The sequence below is a fragment of the Micromonospora sp. NPDC049257 genome (genome assembly GCF_040678915.1).
In the GTDB taxonomy this organism is placed as follows: domain Bacteria; phylum Actinomycetota; class Actinomycetes; order Mycobacteriales; family Micromonosporaceae; genus Micromonospora; species Micromonospora antibiotica.
Map to the genome: position 1 here is coordinate 243955 of NZ_JBFAQU010000002.1, position 12619 is coordinate 256573.

10 protein-coding genes are annotated in these 12619 nt (G+C 76.1%); 3 read left to right on the forward strand and 7 right to left on the reverse strand.

Annotated features, from left to right (window positions below; genetic code table 11):
• Positions 1-5 precede the first annotated feature (5 nt).
• From AB0K25_RS05035 to AB0K25_RS05065, 7 genes are all read right to left on the reverse strand, one after another.
• Positions 6-1235, reverse strand: coding sequence for a nucleotide pyrophosphatase/phosphodiesterase family protein (locus tag AB0K25_RS05035; protein WP_363818514.1), 1230 nt, complete (start codon positions 1233-1235; stop codon positions 6-8).
• Positions 1232-2002 (reverse strand): methyltransferase domain-containing protein, encoded by a 771-nt coding sequence (locus AB0K25_RS05040; RefSeq protein WP_208569749.1) that lies wholly within the window; start codon positions 2000-2002, stop codon positions 1232-1234. Before AB0K25_RS05040 ends, AB0K25_RS05035 begins: the two co-directional genes overlap by 4 nt.
• A 42-nt stretch (positions 2003-2044) precedes the next feature.
• The gene (locus AB0K25_RS05045) at positions 2045-2224 is read right to left on the reverse strand and encodes a hypothetical protein (protein ID WP_067301863.1); all 180 of its coding nucleotides are present in this window, start codon (positions 2222-2224) and stop codon (positions 2045-2047) included.
• Between the two features lie 92 nt (positions 2225-2316).
• Positions 2317-5799, reverse strand: coding sequence for an error-prone DNA polymerase (locus AB0K25_RS05050; protein ID WP_363818841.1), 3483 nt, complete (start codon positions 5797-5799; stop codon positions 2317-2319).
• A 445-nt stretch (positions 5800-6244) separates the two neighbouring features.
• The gene (locus tag AB0K25_RS05055; RefSeq protein WP_363818518.1) at positions 6245-8032 is read right to left on the reverse strand and encodes a DNA polymerase Y family protein; all 1788 of its coding nucleotides are present in this window, start codon (positions 8030-8032) and stop codon (positions 6245-6247) included.
• On the reverse strand, positions 8029-8766 hold the full coding sequence (locus tag AB0K25_RS05060) for a hypothetical protein (RefSeq protein WP_363818521.1): 738 nt from the start codon (positions 8764-8766) through the stop codon (positions 8029-8031). Before AB0K25_RS05060 ends, AB0K25_RS05055 begins: the two co-directional genes overlap by 4 nt.
• 146 nt (positions 8767-8912) lie before the next feature.
• Positions 8913-9362 (reverse strand): SAV_6107 family HEPN domain-containing protein, encoded by a 450-nt coding sequence (locus AB0K25_RS05065; RefSeq protein WP_219463972.1) that lies wholly within the window; start codon positions 9360-9362, stop codon positions 8913-8915.
• A gap of 501 nt (positions 9363-9863) precedes the next feature.
• Here AB0K25_RS05065 and AB0K25_RS05070 point away from each other — a divergent pair.
• Genes AB0K25_RS05070 through AB0K25_RS05080 form a run of 3 tightly spaced genes read left to right on the forward strand, consistent with a single transcriptional unit; the run spans position 9864 to position 12602 of the window.
• A complete protein-coding gene (locus AB0K25_RS05070) occupies positions 9864-11261 on the forward strand; it encodes a ferredoxin reductase family protein (protein WP_219463973.1) in 1398 nt (465 codons plus the stop codon).
• A 19-nt stretch (positions 11262-11280) separates the two neighbouring features.
• Positions 11281-11781: an FMN-binding protein gene (locus tag AB0K25_RS05075; RefSeq protein WP_363818525.1), complete on the forward strand. Its 501-nt coding sequence runs from the start codon at positions 11281-11283 to the stop codon at positions 11779-11781.
• Complete coding sequence (locus AB0K25_RS05080) at positions 11778-12602, forward strand: FAD:protein FMN transferase (protein ID WP_363818528.1); 825 nt, start codon at positions 11778-11780, stop codon at positions 12600-12602. Before AB0K25_RS05075 ends, AB0K25_RS05080 begins: the two co-directional genes overlap by 4 nt.
• The last annotated feature ends 17 nt before the right edge of the window (positions 12603-12619 follow it).

A 12619-nucleotide genomic window follows, 5' to 3' on the forward strand; every position in this document is an offset into this window, starting at 1 on the left:
GGCGGTCAGCCCCGGACCACCAGCAGCGGCACGGTCATCTCCGCCGCGCTGTCCGCCCCGTGGTACGCCACCAGCCGGGACGCCGCCGGCGGCTCCGACCGGGTGGCCAGCACCGCGTACGTGTCGCGGCAGGTCACCACCACGTCACCGACCCGGGACAGGTGTTCCTCGGCGACCGGGCCGAACCAGCCCTCGGCCACCAGCTCCTCCCGGGTGCACACCCGGGCGGCCGGCCCGAGCACCGCCGACCAGGTGGCCACCACGTCGTCCACCGCCCCCGGCTCGACGTGCAGGTACCGCACCCGGGGCTCACCGGCGACCACCCGGATGCCGGCCCGCAGCCGCAGATCGGTGTCCAGGTCGAAACGGTGGGCCGCCGGCACGTCGAGCTGGCCGTGGTCGGCGGTGACCAGCAGCGCGGCGTCGGCCGGCAACCCGTCGACGAGCCGGGCGAGCAGGCCGTCCACCTCGGCGGCGGCGATCCGCCAGGGCGCGGAGTCGACCCCGCTGAGGTGCCCGTGCCGGTCCAGGTCGGGGTGGTAGCCGGAGACCAGGGTGGGGCCGGCCCCGGCGGACAGCGCCGCCAGCATCGTCCGGCCCAGGGCGTCCACCCCGGCGGCGCCCCGGTAGTCGCCACCCCGGTTGGCGGCCAGGGTGAGCCCGCTGCCGGCGTACTCGGGACGACTCACCACGCTCACCGCGACCCCGGCGGCACGGGCCCGCTGCCACTGGGTGCGTACCGGCTGCCAGTGCAGCGGGTCCGGGTCGCCGTGCCAGTCGATGTGGTTGAGCACCCGGTCGGTGCCGGGCACCCGGACGGTGAAGCCGAGCACGCCGTGCGTGCCGGGGGCCGCGCCCGCGCCCAGGGTCACCAGGCTGGTCGGGGTGGTGGAGGGGAAGCCGCAGGTGAGCGGGCGGCCCACCGTCGCGGCCAGCCCGGTCAGGGTCGGGGCGTACCGGGCGGCGGTGGGGAGCTGGTACCAGCCGAGACCGTCGACGAGCAGCACGGCGACCCGGCGTACCCCGGCCAGGCCGGGGGCGAGCCCGAGCAGGTCGACCGCGCCCGGCACACCGAGCACGGCCAGCGCGCTGGGCAGCACGTCGGCCAGGCTGCCCCCGCCGTAGCGCGGCGACACCACCGCGAGCGGGTCCGCCGCAGGCACCGGCCCCGCCGCTCGGTCCACCGGCACAGCAGCCGGGGGCAGGGTCGTCCCGGCCGGGGGCAGGTCGGTCATGCCGGGCGGCGGGCGAACAGGTGCAGTTGGGCGGCGAGATCCCGGTAGGGCGGACGCCCGGCCAGCGCCTTCTCCAACTCGACCAGGGCACCCGGCTGACCGTCGGCGACGGCGGCGGGCAGCAGGTCGGCGAGGACGCGTACCCCGTGGATCTCCTCGACGGTGAGGCCGGCGGCGCGCAACAGGGCGGTGGCCTGCTCGGCGTCGAAGCGGCGGCGCAGCGTGTCCCGGGGGCCGGCGGCGCCGTCGGTGGCGGCGGCCAGCGCGGCGGCGACGTCCAGGTGACCGTTCATCGCCCGACCCAGCACGGCGGCGGCCCGCCCGGCGACCAGCACACTCGCCGCCCCACCGGGGCGCAGCGCGGCGGCCAGCGCGGTCGTCACCGGCAGCGGGTCGTCGACCACCTCCAGCACCGCATGGCACAGCACCAGGTCGACGGAGGCCGGTTCGACCAGGCCGGTCAACGCGTCGCCGTCGCCCTGCACGGCGCGGACCCGGTCGGCCACCCCGGCCTCGGCGGCCCGGCGGGTGAGGGCGGCGAGGGCGTCGGGGCTGGCGTCGACCACGGTCACCCGGTGGCCGGCCTGGGCGAGCGGCACGGCGAAGCCGCCGGTGCCGCCGCCCACGTCGAGCACGGTCAGCGTGTCGTCGGCCCGCCGGTCCAGCTCGGCGGCGAGCACCGACCAGATGACGGCGGTACGGGGGGTCAACGGCGGCTCGACGAACCGACCTCGGGTGCTCTGCTCCACCCGGTGGAGCCTAGTCACCCGCCTCACCCGACCCCCGCTGGCGGTGCCGACGCCGACGGCTCAGATCTCGCCGCCGCCGGCCGGGTCCTCCTCGGCGCGGGACCGGCGGTCGTTCGCCACCGGGCCCTCGGTCACCTGGTACTCCCGCGGCTCGGCGTCCTGGGCGGGCGTCCAACCGGCGCCCAGCCGGGTACGCCGGGCGTTCGCCAGTCCACCGGTGTACGTGCTGTCCATCGTCACTGGTCATCCCCCTTGCCGCGAGCGGGCCGCTCTGCCCGCGCGTGCCGGAATTCTCCCGTCTCCCGGCCCGGAAAACCGTAATGTGGATCACTTCACCGGAAGTCGCGGGAGGCGGATTCCACCGGCGGCGTGATCGGGTCCAGCCGGTCGGCGGTGAGGTTGGTGACCCCCTCGTGCCGCTGCAACCGACCACGGACCACGAGGGCGCTGCTGGTGCGGGCGATTCGACGATAGCGCTGCCACAGCCCCGGGGAGCAAGTGACATTCAGCATCCCCGTCTCGTCCTCCAGGTTGAGGAAGGTGACCCCACCGGCGGTCGCCGGCCGTTGCCGGTGGGTGACGATCCCGCCGACCCGGACCCGCCGACCCGACTCCACCCGCCCCAACCGGGCGATCGGCACCGCACCCAGCGCGTCGAGCCCGTCCCGGACGAACCGGGCCGGGTGGGTCTCCGGGGACAGCCCGGTGGCCCAGACGTCGGCGACGAGCCGGTCCACCGCCTCCATCCCCGGCAGGGTCGGGGCCGCCGCGCCGGTCACCGTGCCGGGCAGCCGGCCCGGCCGGTCCTGGGCCGCCGCCCCGGCCGCCCAGAGCGCCTCCCGCCGGGTCAGCCCGAAACAGGCGAAGGCGTCCGCGGTGGCCAGCGCCTCCAGCTGACCCGCGGTGAGACCGACCCGCCGGGCCAGATCAGGCATGTCCCGGTACGCCCCGTGCGCCGTCCGCTCCGCCACGATCCGCCCGGCCAGGTCGTCGCCGAGGGTACGCACACCGCCCAGCCCGAGCCGGACCGCCGGACCGCCCAGCCCCCAGGCGTGCGGCGGTTCCCCCGGCACGCTCCCCCACCGGGTCTGCGGGGTGGACTCCAGCACCGCCCCGGCCCCACTGGCGTTGACGTCCGGCCGGCGGACCTCGACGCCGTGCCGCCGGGCGTCGTCGACCAGGGTCTGCGGCGCGTAGAACCCCATCGGCTGGGCGTTGAGCAGGGCGGCCAGGAACGCCGCCGGATGGTGCCGCTTGAGCCACGAGCTGGCGTACACCAGGTAGGCGAAACTCATCGCGTGGCTCTCCGGGAAGCCGTAGCTGGCGAACGCGGTGAGCTTGCGGTAGACGTCGTCGGCCAACTCGCCGGTGATGCCCCGCTCGGCCATCCCGGCGTAGAGCCGGTCGGCGAGCTGCGCCATCCGCTGCACCGACCGTTTCGCCCCCATCGCCCGGCGCAACTGGTCGGCCCCGGCGGCGTCGAAGCCGGCCAGGTCGATGGCGAGTTGCATCAGCTGCTCCTGGAACAGCGGCACGCCGAGGGTCTTCTCCAGCGCGTTGCGCATCAGCGGATGCGGGTACGTCACCGGCTCCTGGCCGTTCTTGCGCCTGATGTACGGGTGCACCGAGCCGCCCTGGATCGGGCCGGGCCGGATCAGCGCCACCTCCACCACCAGGTCGTAGAACTCGCGGGGTTTCAGCCGGGGCAGGGTGGCCATCTGGGCGCGGCTCTCCACCTGGAACACCCCGACCGAGTCGGCCCGGCAGAGCATGTCGTAGACCTCGGGGTCGTCCAACGTCATGTCGCCCAGGTCCAGCCTGGACCCGATCAGGTCGTAGCCGTAGTGCAGGGCCGACAGCATGCCCAGCCCGAGCAGGTCGAACTTGACCAGCCCGACGGCCGCGCAGTCGTCCTTGTCCCACTGGAGCACGCTGCGGCCGGGCATCCGCCCCCACTCCACCGGGCACACCTCGATCACCGGCCGGTCGCAGATCACCATCCCGCCGGAGTGGATGCCGAGGTGCCGGGGGAACGTCTGCAACTCGTTGGCGTACGCCACCACCTGCTCGGGGATGCCTTCGACGTCGACCGCCGCGACGGAACCCCAGCGGTCGATCTGCTTGCTCCAGGCGTCCTGCTGGCCGGGCGAGTAGCCGAACGCCTTCGCCACGTCCCGCACCGCCGACCGGGGCCGGTAGGAGATGACGTTGGCGACCTGGGCGGTGTGCTCCCGGCCGTAGCGGGCGTAGACGTGCTGGATCACCTCCTCCCGCCGGTCGGACTCGATGTCCACGTCGATGTCGGGTGGCCCGTCGCGTTCCGGGGCGAGGAACCGTTCGAACAGCAGCCGGTGCCGTACCGCGTCCACGTTGGTGATCCGCAGCGCGTAGCAGACCGCCGAGTTGGCCGCCGAACCCCGGCCCTGGCAGTAGATGTCCTGCGCGCGGCAGAACGCCACGATGTCGTAGACCACCAGGAAGTAGCCGGGGAAGCCCAGCTCGTCGATCATCCGCAGCTCGTGTTCCAGCTGCGCGTACGCCTCCGGGTGCGCCCCGGGCGGCCCGTAGCGCTCGTGCGCCCCGGCCAGCGTCAGGTGGCGCAGCCAGCTCATCTCGGTGTGCCCCGCCGGCACCGGGTACGCCGGCAGCCGGGGCGCGACCAGGTGCAGGTCGAAGGCGAGTTCCGCGCCGAACTCGGCGGCCCGGGACACCGCACCCGGGTACGCGGCGAAGCGGGCCGTCATCTCCGCACCGCTGCGCAGGTGGGCGGTGGCGGCAGCCGGCAGCCAACCGTCGATCTCGTCCAGGCTACGGCGGGCCCGGACAGCGGCCAGGGTGGTCGCCAACCGTCGTCGCCCCGGGCTGGCGTAGTGCACGTTGTTGCTGGCCACGGTGGGCAGCCCGGCGGTGGCGGCCAGCTCGGCGAGCGCGTCGTTGCGGTCGGCGTCGACCGGGTGCCCGTGGTCGGTAAGCTCCACCGCCACCGTCTCCGCGCCGAACAGCGCGGTGAGCCGGTCCAGCTCCCGGGCCGCCGCGTCGACCCCCGTGGTGAGCAGCGCCGCCGGCACGTGCCCCTTGCAGCAACCGGTCAGCACCAACACGTGGTCGCGCAGCTCGGCGGCGACCTCCTCCAGCTCGCCGTAGACCGGCCGGCCCTTCTCCCCGCCGCGTAGCTGGGCCCGGGAGATGACCGACGCGAGCCGGGCGTACCCCTCGTGGCCGTGGGCGAGCACCAGCAGGTGCCGGCCCAGCGGGTCGGGCTCGCCCTGCTGCGGGCCGGGCAGCCCCAGCGACAGCTCCGCCCCGAAGACCGTGGGCAGGCGCAGCGTACGGGCCGCCTCGGCGAACCGGACCACCCCGTAGAACCCGTCGTGGTCGGTCACGGCGAGCGCGGTCAGCCCCAACCGGGCGGCCTCCTCGGCCAGTTCCTCCGGGTGGCTCGCCCCGTCGAGGAAACTGAAGTTGGTGTGCGCGTGCAGCTCGGCGTAGGGCACCGGGTCGTCCGGGCGGGCCAGCTCGGGGGGCGCGTACCGCTCACGGTGCCGGGTCCAGGCCGGCGAGTCGCCGCCGTCGGCCTCGGCGAGCGGGTCCACCACGTGCAGGTGCCGTTCCCCGCGCCGCCGCCCGCCCCGCCCCCCGCCGTCCTGGGCCCCGCCGGCACGGAGGCGGTCGTCACGGAGGCGGTCGTCACGGAGGCGGTCGTCACGGGAGCGGTCGTCACGGGAGCGGTGGTCCGCGCCGCCGTCGGTGGTGGACCGTCCGGACAGCACCCGCTCCAGCTCCGACCAGGGCAGCTTCGGATTGTGGAAGCTCATCCGGCCGCCCCGGTAGCGCGGGTCGGCCTTCTGCGTGCGGCGGTGGGACCGGGCGTGGCCACTACGGACAGCCATGGTCCTCCCGATGAGTGATATGCCACTGAGGCATATTTATGCCGCTGAGGCATACCACTCACCCGGAAACATCGTCGGGACGCGGGGTGACCCCGGACGGAACACCGCACCGATCGGCATACAGCCGACCGGCATGCGGTCAGCCGACACGCGGTCAGCCGGCAATGCCCGAACCGGCAGCACTCCGGCAGACCCGGAACCAGCGCGCACCCGACCGACCGGCATACCACCGGCCGACACACGGCCGACCTGCACGCAGCCGGCCGATCCGGGTCCAGCCCGGAAAGGTCCCACCGGCGCACACGAGGCCAGCGCGAACGAGGCCAGCCCAGGCAAGACCAGCCCGGACCGGACCAGCCCGGAGCACCGGTCAGTCATAGATCGCCTCCACCAGCCACCGGCCGGCCTCGACGGCCAGCAGCAGGGCGGCACCGTCGGCCAGGCAGACCTGGAACCGGGCCCGGCGACGGGCCTCGGCGGGGGCCCACCACCGCTCGTCCACCGGCCACGGGCCCGTCCAGCCGACGATCTCCGTCGGCGCGGTGCCGCCGACGGCCAGCCGGGCGGGCGCCGCGCTGACCACCAGCCTGGCGCTGACCAGCACCGGTTCGCCGGTGGCGTCGTGCACGGTCGCGGTGAGCGGAACGGGCAGCACCACGGCCGGCGCGGGTGGCGGCAGTCGCCCCGGCCAGGGCGGTACGGGACCCGGCCGCCGTGGCCCGCCCCGCCTGGCACCCCCGGCCCCCGTCACCGCCTGCCCGGCACCCCCGGCCCCCGTCACCGCCCGCCCAACGCCCCCGGCCCCCGTCACCGCCCGCCCGGCACCAGCAGACTGCGCCACCGCCCGCCCGACGCCACCGGACTGTGCCACCGCCCGCCCGGCGGCACCAGGCTCCGCCTCGGTGACGCCCGGCAGTGGGGGCGGGCCGGGGCGGGCGGGGAGGCGTTCGTCGCCCCAGGGGACCAGGCGGGTCTGGTCGGCCGGGGACCGACCACCGCCCAGCACGGCGGTGACCACCGCCTCCGGACCGAGGATGCCCTGCACCCGGCTCAACGCCCGGTGTGCCCGGTCGCGTTCCTCGCCGACCTCCCCCCACAGGCCGGGTTGCAGCCCACCCCGGGACAGCAGCCCGTCGGGCACCAGCCGCAGCCGGATGATCCCGGCGGTCGGTCGGGCCGGTCGGGCACCGGCCCGACCGGTGCCGCCGGAGAGCCAACCGTCGAGCTGCCAACGCACCCGGTCGGCGATGGCGGCGGCGGTGAGCAGCCCGTCGTGCCGCCACACCCGGTGCAGTTCCTGGCCGTGCGCGGTGACCGCCTCGATGCCGAGCCGGGTGCAGGCCAGCCCGTGCCCGGCCAGCCGGTCGTGCAGCCGTTCGGCGAGCATCCGGGCGGCGAAGGCCGCCGCGTCGACCCGGTCGAGGGGTTCGTCGTGGTGGGCGGTGACGGTCAGGTCGACGGGGGGCTGCCGGACGGCGAGCGGCCGGTGGTCGTGCCCGGCGGCGAGCCGGTGGGCGAGGGCCCCGTCGAAGCCGAACCGGGCCAGCACGTCACCGGCGGGCAGCGCCGCGAAGTCGCCCAGCGTGCGTACGCCGAGCCGGCGCAGCAGGTCGGCCAGGGCCGGGCGGCCGATCGCCTCGACGGGCAGCCCCGCCAGGAACCCCGGCGTCCCGCCCGGCGGCACCACCTGACCGGTACGCGCGGCGAGGCCGGCGGCGAAGACCCCGTCGGCGATGCCGATCTGGCTCTCCACCGCGCAGGACTCGGCGACCTGCTCGACGATCCGCTCGGCGGCGGCCTCCTCACCACCGAGGTAGCGGGCGGGCCCCCGGGCGGCGAGCGCGCAGACGCCGGGGCGGACCACCTCGACCCCGGCGGCGACCTCCTCCACGGCGGCGACGACCGGTTCGAAGGCGCGGGCGTCCCGACCGGGGTCGTGGTCGACGACGGTCAGCGTGGGGCAGCGCCCCTGCGCCTCCCGGCGGCGCAGGCCCCGGCGTACCCCGGCGGCGCGGGCCGGTGCGGAGCAGGACACCACCCGATTGGCGTGCAGCACGGCCACCGGGCCGGTGGCGGGCACCCCGTCGACGATCTCGGCGGCGAGCACCGGCCAGTCCGGGCACCAGAGCAGCAGGGTGCGCACGGGCGTGCCGGTCACCCGGACCCGACCACGGTGAATCCGCCCGGCCGGGGCCCGGCGGTTGCGGCGGGGACGGCCGACGCGGCGGCGGGCACGACCCGGGTGAGCCCGTCGCCGGGCAGCCACATCGTGATCTCCTTGGGACGGGCCGCCGCTCCGCGTCCGCGTGCCGACACGGTGACCTCGCGTCGGCGCAGCCGGCCCCGCCCCGCCCCGAGCCCCTCCCAGACCCCCCGGACCACCTGGAGCGTCACGTCCGCACCGGTCCACCGGCCGTACGGGACGAGCACGCAGCCGCGCTGCCGGGCCCGGGCGGCCAGCCGGTCGGCGACCGGGGCGGAGACGGTGTGCGGCACGGCGGTCACCACCACGTCGACCCCGTCGATCAGGGCGGCGACCACGGTGGGCCACTCCGGGCCGGGATGGGGCACCAGGGCCAGCCGGTCCAGGGCGATGCCGGCCTCGGCGGCGGCGCCGGCCCCGAACGTGGGCACCCCGACCACCGCGCACCACGACCCGGCCCGGGACGCCTCGGCGAGCAACGCCAGCACCAGGGAGGTGCCGCCACTGCGCCGGGGCTGGCCGACGGTCACGGCGACGGTGCTGCCCCGGCGCAGCCCCCGGTGTGGCAGCAGGCCGGTCAGCTCGGGTGCCACCGGGAGCAGCCGGTGACCGACCGCCGGGTCCGGAGCGCTCGCCGGGCGTACCAGAGCGGCCAGTGCGGCGGAACCGCCCACCATGCGGCCCGCCATCGGACCAACCCCCCGTCGTGTCGTTGCGTGGATCAGGTGCACTGCGTGCTCGCCCCGGACGCGGTGGGACGCTGCGTCGAGGTGCTGCGGCGGGCCCGGTGCCGGCCGGATCAGGTGCCCGGCGGGGACCCGGGCCCGCCCCCGGGTCAGGCGGCGAGGCCGTCGAGGGCGGGCTGGTGGGTCACGCCGAGCGCCTGCTCCACCACCGTCACGAACTGTTCGGCGGCCCGGAGCAGGTCGTCGGCCTCCCGGGCGTTCACCACCCGGGGTATGCCAGCCTCGGCGGCGGCCCGCTTGCCGGCGGCGGCGGCGAAGTAGCGGGACCACTCGTCCAGTTCGGGGGCGACCCCGGCGAGCAGCACCCAGACGCTGGTGATCCGGCGGCGGCGGGCGGGCGCGGGCCGGGCCCGGGCGGCCAGCAGGGCGGCGGCGGCGCGGAGCGCGGCCAGGTGGGCGGCGGCGTAGCGCAGCCCGTCGGGGCGGGTCTGGGCGGCCTCGGCCAGCCCGTGTCGGGCCACCGTGAGGAGTTGGGTCGGGGTGCGGTGCGGCAGCACGTGCGCGGGCACCGTCGGCGCCTGGGCCGGGTTGGTCGGCATGACTGTCTCCTCCGCGTGACCGGATCGGGCGGGACGCCCGGTGGAGGAGGTCCACCGGCGCGATGCCCGGGGCGGGTGGTGCGGAGGAAGACGCACCGCTGGGGGCCGGCCGGGTGCGGATGCTTCCCCACACCACACCCGGCCGGCGAACCGGCGGGTTCGTCGCCCGCCGCCCGGGGGTCGTGGGCGGCGGGCGACGACCTGCCTTGACGGGACCGGGCTCGCGACTGCCCGGAACCCGGTGCGGTCCGCGAAACCGCACCTGCCCGGGTCGACGCCGCGAAACACCGCCCGGGGGCGTTGGAACGGGTGTGCGACTGAATCGAACACTCGTTCTAACTGCTCTGACAGTACACCCTGCCCCCGACGAAAACGCAACGTCTGGCGTACGGCGTGCCAGCGACGATTCCCAGCCGGCGCACAGCGACGGCAAAGCCTGACCCGAGGTCACCGCCGCAGGGTGGAACGCATGAGTGAAGGACCCGCCGGAACGACCCGCGGATGAGCGCCACCGTCCTGGACCGGGGTACCCCGCGCCGGCCGTTGCCCACCGCCCCCGGCTGGTGGGCCGACCTGGCCGGCAGCGCGGCGGTGCTCAGCCTGCTGGTCGTCGTCGCGCTCTGGACCGCCGACCGAGGGGTGCAGGAACTGCTCTCCGGGGTGGCCACCGGCCTCACCTCCGCCGGTCGGCTCACCGGCCTGCTCAGCGCCGACCTGATGCTCGTCCAGGTGGTGCTGATGGCCCGGGTGCCGCTCGTCGAACGGCGCTTCGGCCAGGACCGGATCGCCCGCTGGCACCGGCTGGCCGGCTTCACCTCGTTCCACCTGCTGCTGGCCCACGTGCTGCTGACCACCCTGGGGTACGCCGGCACCGCCCGGGAGAACCCCGTGACGCAGCTCTGGCTGCTGGTCACCGGGTACCCGGGGATGCTGCTGGCCACCGCCGCGCTGGCACTGCTGGTGCTGGTGGTGGTCACCTCCGTCCGGGCGGCCCGCCGTCGGCTGCGCTACGAGTCCTGGCACCTGCTGCACCTGTACGCGTACCTGGGGATCGGGTTGGCGCTGCCGCACCAGTTGTGGACCGGCGCGGACTTCGTCTCCTCGGCCGCCGCGCGGGCGTACTGGTGGACGGTGTACCTGGGGGCGCTGGGCAGCGTGCTGGTGTTCCGGCTCGGGCTGCCGGCGTACCGCTCGCTGCGGCACCGGGTCGAGGTGGCCGCGGTGGTCCCCGAGGCGCCCGGCGTCACCTCGGTCTGGTTGCGCGGGCGGGACCTGGACCGGCTGCCGGTCCGGGCCGGGCAGTTCTTCGGCTGGCGCTTCCTGACCGGCCCCGGCTGGTCCCGGGCGCACCCGTACTCGCTGTCCGCCCCGCCGACGGGCGACCTGATGCGGATCACCGTCAAGGACCTCGGCGACGACAGCTCCCGGGTGGCCACCCTGCGACCGGGCACCCGGGTGCTGTTGGAGGGCCCGTACGGGCGGCTGACCGGGCAGCACTGGCGCGGCGGCGGGATCACCCTGCTCGCCTGCGGGATCGGCGTCACCCCGCTGCTGGCCCTGCTCCGGGAGCTGCCGTACGCACCCGGGCAGGCGGTGCTGCTCTACCGCGTGCGTACCCAGCAGGAGCTGGCCTTCCGGGCGGAGCTGGAGCGGCTCGCGGTCGAACGCGGGGTGTCGGTCCACTACCTGGTCGGTCCGCGCGGCCGGCAACCCTCCTGGCTGCCCGGTTACGCGGCCGGGCTCCCGGACGCCGAGGCGCTGCGCCGGCTCTCCCCCGGCATCGCCGACCACGACGTCTACCTGTGCGGCCCGGACGGCTGGGTCGACGCGGTGCAGGCCGCGACCCGGGCCGCCGGGGTGCCCGAGCGGCACGTCCATCACGAACGCTTCGCCTGGTGACGGGCGGGAAGGGGGAACCGTGCGACGGATCACCATCTGGCTGCTCTCCACGGTGACCGCCCTGGTGCTGCTGTTCAGCTACCGGACCAGCACCATGGGCGTCGGCGGGGGGACCAGCGCCGTCGCCGTCGACCGTGGCGGCACCACCCCCGGCTCCGGGGACACGCCCACCGGCACCGACCCGGGCTCGGGCGTGCCGGGCGGAGACACCGGCGAGGGTGGAAACACCGGCGACAGCGGCGGCGGAAGCTACGACGGGTCGGTGGCGCAGACCCGGTGGGGGCCGGTGCAGGTCCGGATCACCGTGGCGGGCGGGCGGATCACCGACGTCACGGCACTCCAGGTGCCCGACGGCAACTTCCGGGACCAGCAGATCAACGACTACGCGGTACCGATCCTGCGGCAGGCGGCGCTCACCGCGCAGAGCGCCCGGATCGACACCGTGTCCGGGGCGACCGTCACCAGCGACGGTTACCGCGAGTCCCTCCAGGCCGCCATCGACGCGGCGCACCTGAAATGAGCACGCCGACGGGCCGGACGGCGGAGCTGGACCGGCGGGCCTGGGTGGTGCAGGTGATGGGGCTGCCGGTGAGCGTGCACCTGCGCGGCCCGGACGTGCACGACGACGCGGTCGCCGCCCGGGTGGAGCGGTTCTTCACCTGGCTGGGCGCGATCGACGCGACGTTCAGCGTCTACCGGTCGGAGAGCGAGATCGGACGGCTGGCCGGGCGGGAACCCGATCCGGCCACCGCGAGCCCACTGGTGCGGGAGGTGGCGGAGCTGTGCGAACTGGCCCGGACGCGCACCGGCGGCCGGTTCGACGCCCGGCGGCTGCCGCTGCCCACCGGCGGTGCCGGCTACGACCCGTCCGGGCTGGTCAAGGGGTGGGCGGTGCAGCGGGCGGCCGGGTGGCTGGCCGACCTGGCCGGGCACGACCTCTGTCTCAACGCCGGTGGGGACGTGCTGCTGCGCGCCGAGGCGGACCGGCCGGCCTGGCGGGTCGGCATCGAGGACCCGGACCGCCCCGGCCACCTGCTGGACGTGCTGGACCGGCGCGACGGCGCGGTCGCCACCTCGGGCACCGCCCGGCGCGGCGCGCACATCGTGGACCCCCGCACCGGCCGACCGGCGACCGCGCTGCGGTCGGTCACCGTGGTCGGACCGGAGCTGCTCTGGGCCGACGTGTACGCCACCGCGGCGATGACCCGCGACGCCGACGACGCACTGACCTGGCTGACCGGCCTGGCCGACCACGAGGCGCTGCTGGTGACCGCCGACGGCCGGATCCGGGCCACCGGGCACTGGCCCGGCACCCGTCCCGGGTCGCCGCCCGCCCGCTGACCCGCCACGGTGGGCGG